The 15,939-nt window shown below is 45.9% G+C and carries 12 protein-coding genes and 1 pseudogene; 5 read left to right on the plus strand and 8 right to left on the minus strand.

The window, feature by feature from the left end:
* Window positions 1-72: 72 nt before the first annotated feature.
* On the plus strand, window positions 73-1,188 hold the full coding sequence (locus ACSX1A_RS05780; protein ID WP_439882674.1) for a fatty acid desaturase family protein: 1,116 nt from the start codon (window positions 73-75) through the stop codon (window positions 1,186-1,188).
* Between the two features lie 24 nt (window positions 1,189-1,212).
* On the opposite strand, the gene ACSX1A_RS05785 is transcribed toward ACSX1A_RS05780, so the two are convergent.
* A complete protein-coding gene (locus tag ACSX1A_RS05785; protein ID WP_439882675.1) occupies window positions 1,213-1,440 on the minus strand; it encodes a hypothetical protein in 228 nt (75 codons plus the stop codon).
* A 305-nt stretch (window positions 1,441-1,745) separates the two neighbouring features.
* Window positions 1,746-2,258: an ExbD/TolR family protein gene (locus ACSX1A_RS05790; RefSeq protein WP_439882676.1), complete on the minus strand. Its 513-nt coding sequence runs from the start codon at window positions 2,256-2,258 to the stop codon at window positions 1,746-1,748.
* Between the two features lie 303 nt (window positions 2,259-2,561).
* Here ACSX1A_RS05790 and ACSX1A_RS05795 point away from each other — a divergent pair, with 303 nt between their 5' ends.
* Window positions 2,562-2,900 (plus strand): hypothetical protein, encoded by a 339-nt coding sequence (locus ACSX1A_RS05795; protein WP_439882677.1) that lies wholly within the window; start codon window positions 2,562-2,564, stop codon window positions 2,898-2,900.
* A gap of 14 nt (window positions 2,901-2,914) precedes the next feature.
* Window positions 2,915-4,410: pseudogene (locus tag ACSX1A_RS05800) on the plus strand (malate:quinone oxidoreductase).
* 110 nt (window positions 4,411-4,520) lie between these two features.
* Here ACSX1A_RS05800 and ACSX1A_RS05805 read toward each other — a convergent pair.
* Window positions 4,521-4,742 (minus strand): hypothetical protein, encoded by a 222-nt coding sequence (locus ACSX1A_RS05805; RefSeq protein WP_439882678.1) that lies wholly within the window; start codon window positions 4,740-4,742, stop codon window positions 4,521-4,523.
* 481 nt (window positions 4,743-5,223) lie between these two features.
* On the opposite strand from ACSX1A_RS05805, the gene ACSX1A_RS05810 reads away from it, so the two are divergent.
* Window positions 5,224-7,914, plus strand: a complete 2,691-nt coding sequence (locus ACSX1A_RS05810) for a cation-translocating P-type ATPase (protein WP_439882679.1) — start codon at window positions 5,224-5,226, stop codon at window positions 7,912-7,914.
* On the opposite strand, the gene ACSX1A_RS05815 is transcribed toward ACSX1A_RS05810, so the two are convergent.
* The 5 genes from ACSX1A_RS05815 to ACSX1A_RS05835 all read right to left on the minus strand — a co-directional run bounded on the left by ACSX1A_RS05815 (window position 7,904) and on the right by ACSX1A_RS05835 (window position 13,531).
* Window positions 7,904-8,800, minus strand: coding sequence for a ribose-phosphate pyrophosphokinase (locus ACSX1A_RS05815; protein WP_439882680.1), 897 nt, complete (start codon window positions 8,798-8,800; stop codon window positions 7,904-7,906). The two genes, ACSX1A_RS05810 and ACSX1A_RS05815, sit on opposite strands and share 11 nt — an antisense overlap.
* Entirely contained in the window at window positions 8,797-10,308 is a 1,512-nt protein-coding gene (locus ACSX1A_RS05820) for a thymidine phosphorylase family protein (protein ID WP_439882681.1), read from the minus strand. Before ACSX1A_RS05820 ends, ACSX1A_RS05815 begins: the two co-directional genes overlap by 4 nt.
* Window positions 10,309-10,322: 14 nt before the next feature.
* On the minus strand, window positions 10,323-11,168 hold the full coding sequence (locus tag ACSX1A_RS05825; RefSeq protein ID WP_439882682.1) for a restriction endonuclease: 846 nt from the start codon (window positions 11,166-11,168) through the stop codon (window positions 10,323-10,325).
* Window positions 11,169-11,377: 209 nt separating this feature from the next.
* On the minus strand, window positions 11,378-12,349 hold the full coding sequence (locus ACSX1A_RS05830) for a hypothetical protein (protein WP_439882683.1): 972 nt from the start codon (window positions 12,347-12,349) through the stop codon (window positions 11,378-11,380).
* 27 nt (window positions 12,350-12,376) lie between these two features.
* Window positions 12,377-13,531, minus strand: a complete 1,155-nt coding sequence (locus ACSX1A_RS05835) for a sensor histidine kinase (protein ID WP_439882684.1) — start codon at window positions 13,529-13,531, stop codon at window positions 12,377-12,379.
* A gap of 446 nt (window positions 13,532-13,977) precedes the next feature.
* Between ACSX1A_RS05835 and ACSX1A_RS05840 the strand changes: the two genes are divergently transcribed.
* Complete coding sequence (locus tag ACSX1A_RS05840; protein WP_439882685.1) at window positions 13,978-15,678, plus strand: ArnT family glycosyltransferase; 1,701 nt, start codon at window positions 13,978-13,980, stop codon at window positions 15,676-15,678.
* Window positions 15,679-15,939 lie beyond the last annotated feature (261 nt).

Genomic DNA, 15,939 nt, shown 5'->3' on the forward strand with positions numbered 1-15,939 from the left:
TTAACATGATACAGTGTTCTTTACAAGCGTTACCTAAGCTTAAATTTTTAATCACCCAAGAACAAGCATATCGTGTCTCAGAAATTAAAATTCATCAATAAAAATCAAACCCCATTTTTTGCCACTGCCCGGAAAAGAGTCGAAATTTACTTTAAAGAGAAAGGCGTCTCTAAAAATGCCAATAGCTCTATGTGGGGCAAAGCTGTTTTTTTCCTGACAGGGTTTGTCAGTATTTACCTGCTCATCATCTTAAACATTTTTAACCCCCTGGTGATGCTGGCCCTTTCTACCATGCTGGGCGTATTTGCCGCATTTATTGGTTTCAATATTTGCCATGATGCTATACATGGTTCCTTTTCCGGCAGCAGCCGCGTGAACAAGTTACTTAGCCGGGTTTTTTATATGATCGGCGCAAACCCATACTTATGGAACATCTCCCATAACATTGTACACCATACTTATACTAACATTAACGGCCACGACGAAGATATAGAAGTGGCTCCGGGGCTGATCAGGCTATCTGAAGATGAGAAAGTAAATAGTTTGCAGCGTTATCAGCATCTTTATGCCTTCGCCTTGTATGGCTTGGCCTCCCTGATGTGGGTATTCCGGAAGGACTTTAAGAAATTTTTTCAGAAGAAGATCGGGCAGCATGCTTTGCAGCACCCCAAGCGTGAGTATTACAACCTGTTCATAGCGAAGTTTCTGTACTACTTTATGTTTTTGGTATTGCCTTTAATGGTGCTGGATGTTGCCTGGTGGCAGGTAATGATCGGTTTTGTAGCGATGCACCTGGCCGAGGGAGTGGTTATGGGTCTGGTGTTCCAGTTAGCCCACGTAGTGGAAGGCACGGATTTCCCGGTGCCGAATGAAGATGGGAATATTGAAGAGGCTTGGGCCGAGCATCAGTTACGCACTACGGCCAATTTTGCGCCGCAAAGTACGGTGGCTGCCTTTCTGCTCGGCGGCCTGAACAGGCAGATTGAACACCACCTGTTCCCAAAAGTATGCCACATACATTATCCTGCTATTTCTAAGATCGTTCAGGAAACAGCTCTCGAATTTGATCTGCCATACATAGCCAGTCCTACATTTGGAGCCGCCCTGAAGTCGCATTACCGTACCTTAAGAAGGTTTGGCAAGGAGGCTTATCAGGAGCAGGCAAGGGTTGCAGCTATGGCAGCTTAAAAAAATTCACTAATCCTGTTCTGCTTAGTAGCGGAACAGGAAGTTAGTGCCGTTACGGATCCACTTCTCAAAGAAAGTGTTATCGTTGAACTCACCTGATAATAATTCAAATTCCTCTTCGTTTTTATTTGAGCGCGAGCTCATGAACTTAGGTAGTGAATCCTGGTTGTTTGGTTCCCATTCTCTACCTTTCTGAATGGCTACACAAAGGTACTCTCTAGTGGTGCTGTCAACTATATATTTTCTATTCATTCTAGTAAGGTACGAAAAAAAATTGGATTATAAAGCTATATAGCTTCTGCAGCATGTTGTTCCTGTTATCCTATACTCCCTTTGTAATTAGAGCTTTAGCCGCTTATGCATTCAGTTCTGCTGTAGATTCCTGATTAAATCCGGAGTTGTAATTGTTGAACCGGGATGAAGTTAAGGTTATCAGCGTAAGGGTAAAACAAAATAAAAAGGGCCATAGTGTAAGCTATGGCCCTTTTATGTGCTGGTCGCTTTCCTTATAAACGGAGCAATCAACCAGGTATTGCTGCACCCAGGCAACTGGCAGATCATAAGCTTGCAAGCAGGTCTTTATCCGTCTTGTCCAGGTCTACGAGTGCATATTTTTTTGTATCAGTTATTTTTATTTCATCCAGCAGATCCACCAGATTGCTGTACCTCGACTTCTTCATGGCCTTGATCAAAACTACCATTTTTCGGTTCGATTTGATCTTCTCAGATACCAGGACTTTGCGTATGCCAGTTGCAGAAAAATCAGTTTTTACAACCGCCGGTTTGTCGCCGGCAAAACCAAAATAGTAATAAACTTCATTCTGCTCACCTAGTATAACTGTTAGTGCATTTTTACCTGCTATCGGAGCTTCGTCTATGGGACCTTTTGGATCTAAAGGCATGTGTAATTCCATGGTTTGGAGCTTGCTGAATGTTGTAGTCAGCATAAAAAATGTGAGCAGTAGAAAAGCAAGGTCTACCATTGGTGTCATGTCAAGGTGAAAGAACTTTTTTTTCGCTCTTTTTTTGCCCCCTTTGCCTGTCGTGTTGTTCTCTTGTAGCTGTGCCATTGTTGTGTGTTCCTTTCTGTTTTTGGTTAGATCTGATTGTTTACCTCATTATCGGTTGTGTTTCCTAAGCCGGGTCTTGCATTTTTGATTACCAGGCGGCACGGGCATTTCCCTTATGCTGCCTGGTATTAGTAGGATGCATCCTGCCTGACAATTCCATAAATGTTTCTACAATATTTTTTAAAGGGCTTAAATAGCTGCACCTGGTAATCAGAAATGCTGTTTTTCTATTTTGTAGCCTAGCCACCTGATGTCCCGTATACTTTTAAACTGTAAAAATACTTGACCAAAAAACCATTCAACATGGAAGATAAAGAGGATATGACTTCGCTTTTAACAGTTTTAAATGAACTGAAGAAGGAAGGGTACACTGTGGATTTCAGGCTCACGGACGAAGGTAAGATCTGTACCAATGATGGCTCGGAATGCTTTACACCGGATGAGGTGCAGATTGTAAACTTTTACAGATTTGAAGGTGAGAGCAACCCCGATGACATGAGCATTTTATATGTTTTGCGGTCTAAGTCCGGCATTAAAGGTACTGTATCGGATGCTTACGGAACTTACTCGGACGAGGCACTGGAGAAATTCATGAAAAATGTGAAAGACTTAGGAAAGGACCTTGACAAAGCCAGCAGTTAAAAGCACGTAAAAGTATGTTTGGATTAGAAAGATCACCCGAGAAAAAACCTGATGTTATTTTGATTGGAGCAGGCATAATGAGCGCCACCCTGGGCATGATGCTCAAAGAGCTGGAGCCAGACCTGACCATTGATATTTTTGAACGCCTGGACGTGGCAGCTGCCGAAAGCTCCGACGCCTGGAATAATGCCGGAACCGGCCACGCGGCTTTTTGTGAACTGAATTATACCCCTGAACTTCCCGACGGCTCCATAGACATATCAAAAGCAATCAAGATAGAAGAATCCTTTGATGTGTCGATGCAGTTCTGGGCACATCTGGTCGAGCAGGTACACATAAACTTACCCCTGAATTTTATAAAGAACCTGCCGCACATGAGCTTTGTGTGGGGCGATAAAAACGTATCGTTTCTCAGAAAAAGGTATGAGGCAATGCAGCAGTGCCATTTGTTTAAAGGGATGGAGTACTCCGAAGATCCCGGGAAACTGGTGGAATGGATGCCCCTTATCATGGATGGTCGGGACAGGGGGGAAAAAGTGGCGGCAACCTGTATGCCCATCGGTACTGATGTTAACTTTGGCGCATTGACGCGGGGCATGTTCCAGCACCTGCAGTCGTTGCCAGGCGTTACCGTACACTTCGGGCACGAGGTTCGAAAAATAAAGAAAAGGAAGCATGGCGGCTGGCGCATAAAAGTCAAGGATCTGGATACAGGAGATAAGCATAAGTACAGGGCTAAATTCGTGTTCATTGGTGCTGGCGGCGGTGCACTGCCTCTGCTCATGAAATCTGATATACCCGAAGCAGAGGGATATGGCGGTTTCCCGGTAAGTGGGCAGTGGCTGAGGTGTACCAATCCGGAGGTAATAAAAAGGCATAAAGCCAAAGTATACGGCAAGGCAGCAGTTGGCTCCCCGCCAATGTCTGTGCCGCACCTGGACACTCGTTTTATCAATGGAAAACGGGAACTGCTTTTCGGACCTTACGCCGGCTTTAGCACCAGGTTTTTGAAACAAGGGTCCCTGCTGGACCTGCCACGATCTGTTAAGGCAGGTAACCTGAGGCCTATGATAGCGGCGGGATTAAGAAATATACCGCTCACTAAATACCTGATCAACCAGGTCCGTCAGTCGCCGGAAGACCGGATGATCGCGTTGCGCAATTTTGTGCCTCATGCAAATATCAAGGATTGGAAACTGGAAATTGCGGGGCAGCGGGTGCAGGTTATCAAAAAGGATCCTGACAAAGTGGGTATTCTGGAGTTCGGAACAGAAATAGTAGGCTCTGAAGACGGGTCTATTGCTGCCCTTTTGGGTGCATCGCCGGGAGCCTCTACGGCAGTTTCTATTATGCTGAACCTCCTGGCTAAATGCTTTCCGGATAAGGTGCGGTCAGAGGAATGGCAGGCAAAGTTAAAGCAAAGATACCGTCCTATGGAGAGTCGCTGGCAGATAATGAAGAACTGCTGGACGAGGTGAGGGCCTGGACAAGAAAAGTGCTTGAACTATAGTTGTTCTGGCTGTTAGTTGCTGTACATTGTAAGTATAAAAAAGTGTGGCAAACCGAATTATTCCGGTTTGCCACACTTTTTGTTTTAACAACTTATCTATTTATAGGTTATTAGTTTTCAATTTCATCAGGTTCGATAGTTTCAGTTTCTGTTGTAACTGTCGTATCAATATCCCGTATCGTTTTCTCAACTTCTATTTCGGATACAGTAGTATCTGCGTCAATAACAGTACCATCTACCTCTTCATCGGTAACGGTATCGTTGTTGCCATCACATGCATAAAAACTCATTGATCCAAGAATGATAGCTCCTGCAAAAAGTAACTTTTTCATATTATAAAATTTTAAATTCAACATTCATTAAACATTTGATTTGTAGCATCAAACGTATTTGCTAATTTATACTATACATATATCTACGGAATTGGATGTGTTAAAGGTTCTAAAAGTGTGCATAGCACTTTTCGGTTGACACAGTGTCGGGCTCCTTTGCTGCCTCTCGCTTTCCAATGCTACCCCTAAATAAGTTTCACCTTTGGCTTGTGCCGTCTTTCTCCTCTTTAAGCGCTCTGTAAATGGACTTTCTACTTCCAGATCGCTTCTTTTCACTTCCTTTTTAGAGGCTATACTTCCTGACAACGATACCTTCCTTATTGACCTTTATCTGACCTCATGGCCCCTATGCACCCTATGCCCGATGCACCTGTTACACCCTCGTGCGCACTTATCAGGATAGGATAATTTTGTTTCGTTAGTTCTAAATATTATTTGATTAATAATACGTAAATAAGCAGTAAAGCTGAAAGTGCTGCCTATGACTGAGCAAACAACGATCAATACAGAGTGGAACAGCCTGAAGTCGGATGAGCTGGTAATTGAACTAGACACAGGCACAGAAGGGCTAACGGAAGCTGAAGCTGCTGAGCGCCAGATACAGTACGGGTTAAACGTACTCCCGGAGAGGAAGAAAATTCTGCTCTGGCAAGTGGTGGTGCATCAGTTTAAAAGCTCCATCATTTATGTATTGCTGGCGGCAGGGGTAGTCTCTTTCCTGGTCGGGGAGTATTCCGATGCTGGTTTCATTTTTCTGGTGTTGGTAATAAACGCAGCGCTGGGGGCTACACAGGAGTGGAAAGCCGAGAAGAGTGCGGCTGCTTTGCAGAAGCTCATTAAGGTGCAGGCAAAAGTAAAGAGAAACGGACAGGTTAAAATAATCGGGTCAGAAGAGCTGGTGCCCGGTGATTTTGTGTACCTGGAATCGGGGAATAAGGTGCCAGCTGATATACGGCTGCTTAAAGCAAACCAATTAACTACGGAGGAGGCCTTGCTCACAGGAGAGTCATTGCCAGTGGGGAAAAATGACCTGCCTGTGTCCATGTCTGGGCTGCCTGTAACGGAACGCAAGAACACTGCCTTTGCTGGCACAACTGTTATGAACGGCCGCGGCAGAGGAGTGGTAGTTGCTACCGGCATGTATACTGAAATAGGTATGATCGCGAGCAGCCTGACAGAAATGAAGGCGACAAAACCACCCCTGGTTCACCGCATGGAGCGTTTTGCACGCCGGATCAGTGTCGTGGTACTGGGGGCTTGCCTGGTGCTGGGCCTGATCGGTTTTATAGAAGGTATTCCTTTGATCGAGCTCTTTCTGTTCATGATAGCGATAGCTGTGTCTGCCATTCCGGAAGGACTGCCCGTTGCCATGACAGTGGCCCTATCTATCGGCACAACACGCATGGCGCGGCGTAATGTGATCGTGCGCAAGCTAACTGCCGTGGAAGGCCTGGGAAGCTGCACCTATATAGCCACCGATAAAACAGGTACTTTAACAGTTGATCAGCAGACAGCCCGCATAATAGTGCTGCGTTCCGGAGAGATGTTCACCATTACCGGGGAAGGCTACGCCGGGATAGGGGAGATTCAGGACGAGAAAAAGCAAGCCGTAAACCTGGAAAAGCGCAGTGACCTGGTGGAGCTGATTGAGCAGGTAAACCTTTGTAACGAAGCTGCCTTAGATAAAAGTGGGGAGGAGTGGCTGTACCAGGGCGATCCGATTGATGTTGCGCTACTAGCCCTGGCTTACAAAGCGGGCCGTACCCCTAAACAGTTCAGGGAGCAGGTGGAGGTGTGGGAAGAAATTCCTTTTGAGTCGGAACGTAAGTATGCAGCCACCTATTACAAAAAACAGGGGGAGAACTACCTGGCAGTGAAGGGAGCCATCGAAGCCCTGAGTAATTATACTTCCCAAAACGATACGAAAGCACTGGCCGATAAGGCATATGAACTGGCATGCAAAGGATATCGCATCATTGCTGTCGGGCATGTAAAAGGAGTAACGCCGCTATCTGAAGGAAACCTGCCGCCAATCAGTTTATTAGGTTTTGTAGCTTTGATTGACCCTATTCGTCCGGAAGCAAAGGCTGCTATAGCAGTATGCCATGCGGCAAGGGTGCATGTGGCCATGGTTACCGGCGATCATCCGGCAACAGCACTTTCCATAGCCCAGGAACTCCATATCGCAAATGGAACAGAACAGGTGATCACCGGCCCCGAACTCGGTATGCCCGCTGAGGAATTAGACGACCTGTTTCTGGAGAAGGTAAGAGGCAAGCGAGTTTTTGCCCGGGTAACGCCACAACAGAAACAAAAGATAGTAGAAGCACTGGAAAAAATAGGGCACTTTGTTGCCGTAACCGGTGATGGCGTAAACGATGCACCTGCCCTGAAAACAGGTAATATTGGCGTTGCTATGGGCTATGGAACGGATGTAGCCAAAGAAACTGCTTCGATCATCATCACCGATAATAATTTTGCCTCTATTGCTGCCGGCATAGAGGAGGGGCGCTATACTTACAGTAATATCCGTAAGATCGTTTACCTGCTCATTTCTACGGGTGCTGCGGAGGTACTGATGGTTGCGCTGGCCCTGGCTTTTGACATGCCTTTGCCGTTTCTGCCGGTGCAGCTGCTGTGGCTAAACCTGGTGACAAACGGGATACAGGATATCGGGCTCGGCTTTGAGAAAGGTGAACGGGGTATCATGAAAAAACCACCCCGCAGCCCTTCAGAGGCCATGTTCAACCCGCTTATGATACAGGAGGTGCTGGTATCCGGGGTAGTAATTGCCTTGATAGCTTTTGGCGTATGGTACTACCTGCTGGAGCTGCGGCAGTGGCCGGAGGCAGCTGCCCGTAACGCTGTGCTGCTGCTGATGGTGCTGCTCGAGAATTTCCATGTGCTCAACTGCCGCTCCGAAACCAGGTCTATCTTTCATATCCCGTTAAAAAACAATCTTGTGCTGATAATTGGGATGTTGGTTTCGCAGTTGATCCATATCATCTCCATGCACATCCCGTTCATGCAACGCCTGCTGTCGCTGCAGCCTGTTTCGCCGGCAGAGTGGGCTGAATGGCTGGGACTGGCTTCGCTGATCCTGGTAGTGATGGAAATCTTTAAATGGGTAAAAAGGCGACAAAAGGCTCAATTTCCAGAATTTATTCCTTAGAACCTGCAGTTCCGGCTATAGCGCCGGCAAGTAATTTATCCAGTTTAATTGAGTTGGATGGATGCGGAATGGTGTTGCAGGTTATGATTTGTGCGGCACCTGCCTCTTTTAACGCATCAAAAGCGCCCGCTGCAAATACGGCATGTACTCCTATGCAAACGGGTGGTTTAGGGGTAATGAACTGCAGTTGCTTCACCGTCTCGATCATCGTTCTGGCCGTGGAGATAATATCATCAACCAGCACAGGCGTATGGTTTGGGTAATTCCTGATTTCAGGCGATGAGACTTTAACTTCCGAATCCCCCAGCCGGGTCTTCTGTAGTACCAGGAAAGGGGCCGCTGCCATCCCGGCAACTTCTGATACCCACTGATAACTTTCCTCATCAGGGCCAATTAACAGTGGGAGAGGGATGTGCGCTTTTACCCACTCAGCCAGGGTTGAGGCGGCATGTAGTACGCTGCTTGGGATGGCATATAGTTCATGCATGTGGTGAAAACGGTGCAGGTGCGGGTCAATTGTGATCAGGCTGTCAAAAGTACCGGATATGAGATCAGCAAAACGCCTCGAGGTAATGGCCTCACCGTTATGAAACGCTTTATCCTGCCGCATGTAGGCCAGGTAAGGGGCCACCAGTGTCACGTGTGTAGCACCTAGTTCACGTGCAGTGCCTGCCATAAAGTATAAAGGCAGCAATTTGATATCCGGCTGATTCAGGGTGCATATTAAAATGACCTTCTTATGCTTTACATCCGAAATTATTCGCACATAGCTTTCGCCATCCGGAAAGTGCCTGATGATCGCTTCACCTTGTTCGGCTTGAAGCATAGCCGCCAGGCTGCGGGTAAGTGTTTCATTACCGGGTAAAGCAAACAAAATTATTTTCATGGCGACACCAGTTCTACAATGTGGTTGGAACTATGCAGGTAGGAGAGGGCATAACTGATCTCCCCCTCTGACTCGGAGTAGATCGTAAACAGGGGCTCTCCCTGTTTAACAGTGCTTCCTACCGGTGCTTTAAAAAGTATGCCCGCCCCCGGTGATTTTGGAGCACCGGCTAGTTTGGCAACCTTTGCGAGTTTTCTGTTATCCACGGACCGCACCACACCACTTACGGCAGCTAATACGTCATGCTGCAGGTGCGCAACTTCAGGTTCTTTAAAACCTCCCTGGGCCTGGCAGATGCGGTAGAATTTTTCGAGGGCCTGGCCGCTTTCCAGAATAGCCCGCGCCCGCTCAACTCCTTTCCCTTTCTCGGCAGCTTCCCCTTTCTCCAGCATTAGCCCGGCCAGTTGCACAGCCCGTTCTTTCAGGTCAGCGGGTGCGTGGGCTTCGTTTCGTAGCACCGAGAGTACATCCAAAGCTTCGAGTGCCGGACCAATTCCGCGACCCACCGGCTGTGTGCCGTCCGTTATCATCACTTCCACCTCCATCCCGATAGCCAGGCCCACTGCCCGGAAGTAGTACTCCAGCAAAAAAGCTTCTTCTTTTGTCCGTACCTTGGCTGTCAGGCCAACCGGTATGTCAATGATAGTATGCGTAGAGCCGGCGGCAGCCTTTTTAGAGAGCACCGAAGCAATCATCTGTCCTGCACTGTCTACATCCAGGGCCTTCTCTACGGCAATGATCAGATCATCAACCGGACTGAGCTTAACGGCTCCACCCCACACCATACATCCGCCTTCCTGGCGCACCACCTCCCGTATCTGCTCCAGCGATAGTGTTACCGGGGTCATAATCTCGATCACATCGGCTGTGCCTGCCGGCGACGTGATAGCCCTGGACGATGTTTTGGGAATTATAAGACCTGCTGCTGCAACAATTGGCACTACGATCGGTGTGGTTCTATTGCCGGGCAAACCGCCCACACAATGCTTGTCAATCACCAGTTTTTCATTCCATGATAAGGTAGAGCCGGAGTTAATCATGGCCCTGGTCAGATAGATCACCTCATCCAGCGCCAGGTTATCACCAGAGCAAACGGTCACAAAAGCTGCAATCTCGATCTTAGAGTAAAGGCCATGTGAAATATCGTTTATAATCTGGTCTATGGCTGGTGCATTGAATTTATTGCCAAACATTTTGGCCCGCACCTCACTGAAGGATAGAATGGGTTTCATGTGCGTTACCATGACCAGGTCTCCTTCGGCAGCGTGCAGTTTATTAAATGCGACTTCCGATAATACTGCCTCGTCTTCGTCAATAAGGTCTGATGTGATCACGTTTAAAGTGGCGATAATGCTATCAGGCCCACGATTCACTGCAACCCTGGTATTTGCTGTGAAACCCTCGGACCTGCAGACCTGGCAATTTGAACGCATAAAGATAATGTTCTCTGTATGCGTATCTATGCCCAGTTTTCGGAGCCGGAGTACATTGCTGTTATCTGTTTTCATGTCTGGCTAAAACTTTACTGATGCCTGATGCTGCAAAGGCTATCAACTTCATTTAAAACGCTTTGCAGGTGTTTCTCTTTTACCCCAGATTTGTGAAGGAGTGTTGCATTGTTCTGTAGCTCTTTGCACAGCACAACGCCGGTATCGAGCAGTTTCTGCTTTTCGACTTGCGATAGTGTTGTGAGGCAGGTAAGCGGATAGAGATCATAGGAGTTCACCATATCTTTGATGCTGCCCTTTGAAGGGAAGTCCCAGCCCACCAGGTGAAGGTTCATGCAACGGGCGTAACGAATGGCATCTTCTGTAAAGCGGGTATTGGTTACTACCCAACCCTGGTGAAAGCGGGTTTCATTTCCTTTTTCTGAAGATTCCTCTTTCTCTACATCCTTAAACCTGGAATGGATGTACATCGGGATCCTGACATTGGACCTGTTGCTGTTGAGGTTATGATACTTGCATTCGATCATAAAATGCTGGCCATCTTTAGAAGCAATCACATCAATCTCATGCCGGACGCAGTGGCCATCTACAAACACCCCAATTTGGGTAGCGTAGCCCTGGGCTTTTAGTAATTCTGCTACAAATTTTTCGAAAGGGAACCCGGAAGGCCCAAGCTTCATGATGCCTTGCTTGAGGCTGTAGCGCGCGGCAGTAGCCTTAGAAAGCCTTTTAAGTATAGCAAAGGCATGCTTATAGATTTTTTTTGTAGTGATGCCTTCGTACATAGAGGGCTCCAGCTGGCGGAGCACTTCCTGAACCATAGCCTCATCTGCGCCTGATTTGCGCAGAGAAAGCATCAGTTTGTCTACCGAAAACAGTACCTTTTCGCCGGAGGCCTTTGTTACAACCAGTTGATCCATAGGGGTATGTGTTAACAGAACTCTTCTTTACGTTACCCGGGCTGACATTAATGTGTTTTTTTACTGAATTTTTCCATTGTCCGATGCAAACGCAAAAGTGGTTCATTGATTAACTACATCCACTGACATTGATCACTTCTCAAAAACAAAAAAGCCCACACTGCCATACAAGATGGGTAGTGTGGGCTTTCCACTGGTGTAAACCTGCTTTACTGCTTCAGTTCGGTAGCCTGTTCAGGCAGCAGAAGCCATTCCCAGCCTTCATCCTCGAATAAAAAGTAGCGGGTATGAAAATCTATGTCTGCCTGCTTTACCTTGTGGTCAAGGGTCTCGTCTGTTAACTGCTGAAGCATATCATGGGAGGAAACTATTGCCAGGCGTTTTAGATTGCTTGTTGAAATAACTTCAATAGAGAATTTCTGAAGCCAGTTTTGATCACTCATAGTTAGAATGCCTAATTTTTGGTTGTTCACCATAAGCTTTTCAATGTTATGAGCCAGCATATGGCGACCGGTTTCCTCAATCCCTTGCCTGTATTCGCTACTGGTTACCTGTCTTAACCACTTAGTAGTAAGGATATCCTTCTTTTTGCTAAGGCTGATGCTTACATAATTTGTCTTGTAAAGTTCCTGGACGCTCTTTTTTTGATCTTTCACATCGATCGTAACGCCATTCCCGTTTCCTGTTTCCTTCCCCTCTTCACAGGCTGCCACATTACTAAACATCCTGGTAGCTGCCGTAATGCTTATGTCAAGCGGAACCGATATGAAGTTATCAGGCGCATCTGCATTTATTTCCTGCCCATCAAACAGCCAGGCCTGTGCCTCCTCCCTGGTTTTAAAGGCACCGGTTTCGTAAGGAAGCTCTTTCGCTTGCCAAACTATCTGCCAATAAGCCAGCCATTGAGATTCTTCAAAAGAAAGTACTCTGGCACTTCGCTTAAGTGAAGTGTTTTTCATGGCTAGCTTCAGGAAATTTGCTGTGCACAGCTGGTCCTGCTCAGATGGTGTACCAATTTTTGAGAAATCAAGTAAGATAAGCTGCACTTTAAGTGAAACAACACAGGTAGCTATCGAGCGGATCCCTTGGCGGTACTCACTGCTGCTGACTGCGCGATTCCAGTTAACGAAAAGGTAATTTTTAGAAGGACTATATTTTAATGTCAGAAAAGTCTGTTTCATGTCAGGTAAAGAAATCTTAATCTAAAATCAAAGCAGCTTTTTTGCTGCAAAAGGGCATTGCGCAGGCGTTTTTACTTGAGCCGGGGCAACTGCTCCTATGGTTGGAGTCAGGCCTGGCCAGGTAAAAATAAATTCTGCTCCTCCCATCGGGCTATCAGCTATCATTATTGCTCCGCCTCTTTCTTCTACAATCTTTTTAACGATAGAGAGGCCAATGCCCTGAGAGTCTTTTCTGACGGAGTTACCCTTATTGAACAATCTGAAAACACTTTTTCGTAGCTCAACAGGAACACCCGGACCGTTGTCAGAAATACTTATCAGCCAATGGCTGCCTTTTCCCGAACACTTTATAAGCACTCTCGGTGCATCTTTATCATTATACTTAAATGCGTTACAAATGAGGTTCATAAAAACCTGCAGCACTTTTGTTTTATTGCCTTTTATAGAAGGTAGTTCCCCTTCTACATCGATACGCCCGTTTTTCGGTAAATGTATGAGATTTCTCACAGATGTGAGAATTTCATTCAGGTCAACAAGATCTTCCCCTTTCTCGCTGGTCCCTGCTTTTGTGTATGCTGAAACACCCGAGATCATGCTGGTCATCAGCTCCAGGCTGTTCTGTACGGCAGCGATATACTCCTTCAGTTTTTCACTTTTTTCTTTAGGTAACTCCTTTGTCATCAGGTGTATCAGCGCGTGAATGTTGATCAACGGTGACTTAAGATCATGCGCAAGGATATAACCGAATCTTTCAAGTTCAGAATTAATAATTTCTAACTGCTCATTTTTTTTCAATAAGCGTCGCTCCAATTCCATTTTATCAGTTACATCTCTGATAGAAGCTAACACCATTTTATTCCCTTCCACATTAATAGGGGACAGGGCTACATCGATGTCAATTTCGTTACCGTCTTTTTTCAGGCCGAATAACTGCAGTCCTATTCCCATAGTGCGAACTGAAGGCTCATTCAGATACTTTTTAAAGTGTTCGTCATGTTTCGCCCTGAACCGATGTGGTACAAGCAGGCTTAGATTCTGACCAATAAGCTCTTGCGGATCATAACCAAAAAGTGTTGTAATATGATCGTTGACAGCAACTATTTTGATCTGCTCGTCGACAACCACTACTGTGTCAGGTAAAAGTTGGGTAAGGTCCTTTAAAGAGGCAAAATTCGTTTTCATACGTTATGCTTTCACTTCCAGCTGTTTGCCAGAATAAGGCTTAAGTAGTTATAGTTAGGACAAAAAAAGGGTGCGTGCTTTTTTAACCATATTATAACGACTTGAGTTCAAGTAGTTTAGTGCTTTGTTGGTCTGCTGCCCCTGATTGTAAGCCACCAAAATGAATTCACCATACTACTAAATACATTCAAACAGAAAAAAGCGCTGTTTAAAGGAAATAAGCTTTTAAAAATCTTTTATCATTTATTGTACTGAAATATTTAGTGCGCGTGCATTGGGGATAAAATTGCATTCAGGGGCCAATAGCTGTTCCGGTGAACACTTCAAAAGACGGTTAATCAACAGCATGTATGGGGCTTACAGTTTATATTATTGGGATTCAAAAGGAATAAAACGTGGATGTAAAAATACCTGAAGGAAGGTTTCTCTTAAATTTTAGCTAAATTATGGCCCTAATTCAGAATATTTTGCAGACAAAGCTTAAAGTTGATCAAACCGTTACTGTTCAGGAGTGGTTACTGGACAGTAAGATACAGGTATTGCTCCTGTTCCTTATCCTGGGAATTACTTATTTTGTTAACCTGGGGGTAGCTGAGCCGGGGCTGATGGAGGCCCGAAATTTTATCTCTGCCCGTGAGATGGTGGAATCAGGGCATTGGTTAGTGCCTACCCTTAACGGGGAAGTGCGCCTTGCCAAGCCTCCGCTCCCGACATGGCTTACTGCATTGTCTGGTATGGTTGCCGGGGACCTCGGCAACGTTACGGCACTTCGTTTTCCTGCCGCTGTTATGACCTGCTTGTTGGTGATCTTCCTTTTTTTGTTGTGTCGCCAGTTAACCCGTGATAAACTGATTCCCTTTCTGGCAGCTGCAGTACTAGCCAGCTCTTTCGGTATTTTTAATGTTGGCCGCGAAGGCACCTGGGACATTTACTGCCATAGTTTTATGGTGGGTGGTATCTGGCTGCTCGTGAAAGGGTGGAGGAGCGCCGGGCAAAATTTATGGACCTTCGCAGTCTGTGGTCTGCTGCTGGGCTGTTCCTTTTTAAGTAAGGGGCCTGTGGCGTTTTTTGCCATGTTGCTACCTTTCCTTATCAGCTATCTTTATTATTATGGCCGGGCAACGGTTCGCGGGAAGTGGGCGGGAATGCTGCTTGCTTTAATTATAACTATAGGGCTTAGTATGGCCTGGCCACTTTATATCTATTTTGTAGAACCGGAGGCGCTTGCCCGTAATGTAAACAACGAAAGCGTTGCCTGGGTAAACAGGCACGTAAAACCATTCTGGTATTACTGGGGATTTGCTGCACAGACTGGTGTCTGGACGGTTTTTACAGTAGCTGCACTGGTTGTGCCGTACGCGCGCAAACGTATTAGTGCTATAGCAGGCAATTATACTTTCCTGATTGCCTGGGTTGCCATTTCGGTTTTGCTTTTATCTGTAATACCGGAAAAAAAGGAACGTTACCTGTTGCCTGCAATTGTGCCGCTTGCCCTGCTTACAGGCCTATACTTACGTTTCCTTATACAAAGTATCCAGGAAGGTAGCCTGGACAGGTGGGGGAAGAGAATTATAGCTTTCTGTACCGGTGCATTTGTTCTCGTAGCCCTAGCATTCCCGGTTGCCGCAGGTATTTTGCTATATCGTGCCGGCCAGTTTACGCTACTGCAACAAGTGGTTCTGACAGGCGGCAGTGTACTGATAGCATATACTCTTTGGATGTCTGCGGTGAAAAGAAAACCGGCACAGTATCTTTTAGCAGTGCTTTTGCTGAACAGCTTTGTATTGGCATTCGGATTCCCTTTATATGAAAATGCTTTGCACCCTTCTAAAGAATATCGGAACCTGGTTGCAATAAGGGATCGTCAGGAACTGCAGGAATTGCCTTATTACGCCGTTGATGGTTTACCGATCGTGCATATTTGGGAGGTCGGCAAACAAGTTGATACCCTACGTGTTCAAGATCAGCAGTTGCAAGTTCCTTCTGCTCTGCCAGCCGTTCTGTTCTCGCAGGCCCCACTTGTTGAGGCATCCTTACCGCTTAATGCTGTCCGGTTCAAAAAAATCGAAACTTTTCACATTAACAGGAAAAATCCGGAGGAGGTGTATCATGTATATCTCTTAATGGACGCTCAAAATTCTAACTAGCTGGAATTGATCTGGTAAAGTAGTTTAATTTTCTTTTCGCATTCACTTTTCTTGTGTTGTATTTTATCGTTATGGGTGCCTTTTTTTGCGCATCACACAGCGAACATGTGGAATGATGTAACTTGTTTGCCTGTAACAACGAACATACTTACAAATAGGTACTATATAGGATTACTGTTTTATACTTCAAGGTGGTACTTCCTATAGGTTAAGGTATAATGTTTTGTTGGTTTTAATTACCCTTAACACCACAGAACCGTA

The sequence above is a fragment of the Pontibacter sp. MBLB2868 genome, from assembly GCF_051904785.1.
Taxonomy (GTDB): domain Bacteria; phylum Bacteroidota; class Bacteroidia; order Cytophagales; family Hymenobacteraceae; genus Pontibacter.

Coding starts and splice junctions, on each gene's coding strand:
- ACSX1A_RS05795 (WP_439882677.1), top strand. CDS start 2,562: ATGGAAGATAAAGAGGATATGACTTCGCTTTTAACAGTTTTAAATGAA.
- ACSX1A_RS05835 (WP_439882684.1), bottom strand. CDS start 13,531: ATGAAAACGAATTTTGCCTCTTTAAAGGACCTTACCCAACTTTTACCT.
- ACSX1A_RS05820 (WP_439882681.1), bottom strand. CDS start 10,308: ATGAAAACAGATAACAGCAATGTACTCCGGCTCCGAAAACTGGGCATA.
- ACSX1A_RS05790 (WP_439882676.1), bottom strand. CDS start 2,258: ATGGCACAGCTACAAGAGAACAACACGACAGGCAAAGGGGGCAAAAAA.
- ACSX1A_RS05840 (WP_439882685.1), top strand. CDS start 13,978: ATGGCCCTAATTCAGAATATTTTGCAGACAAAGCTTAAAGTTGATCAA.
- ACSX1A_RS05815 (WP_439882680.1), bottom strand. CDS start 8,800: ATGAAAATAATTTTGTTTGCTTTACCCGGTAATGAAACACTTACCCGC.
- ACSX1A_RS05805 (WP_439882678.1), bottom strand. CDS start 4,742: ATGAAAAAGTTACTTTTTGCAGGAGCTATCATTCTTGGATCAATGAGT.
- ACSX1A_RS05810 (WP_439882679.1), top strand. CDS start 5,224: ATGACTGAGCAAACAACGATCAATACAGAGTGGAACAGCCTGAAGTCG.
- ACSX1A_RS05830 (WP_439882683.1), bottom strand. CDS start 12,349: ATGAAACAGACTTTTCTGACATTAAAATATAGTCCTTCTAAAAATTAC.
- ACSX1A_RS05785 (WP_439882675.1), bottom strand. CDS start 1,440: ATGAATAGAAAATATATAGTTGACAGCACCACTAGAGAGTACCTTTGT.
- ACSX1A_RS05825 (WP_439882682.1), bottom strand. CDS start 11,168: ATGGATCAACTGGTTGTAACAAAGGCCTCCGGCGAAAAGGTACTGTTT.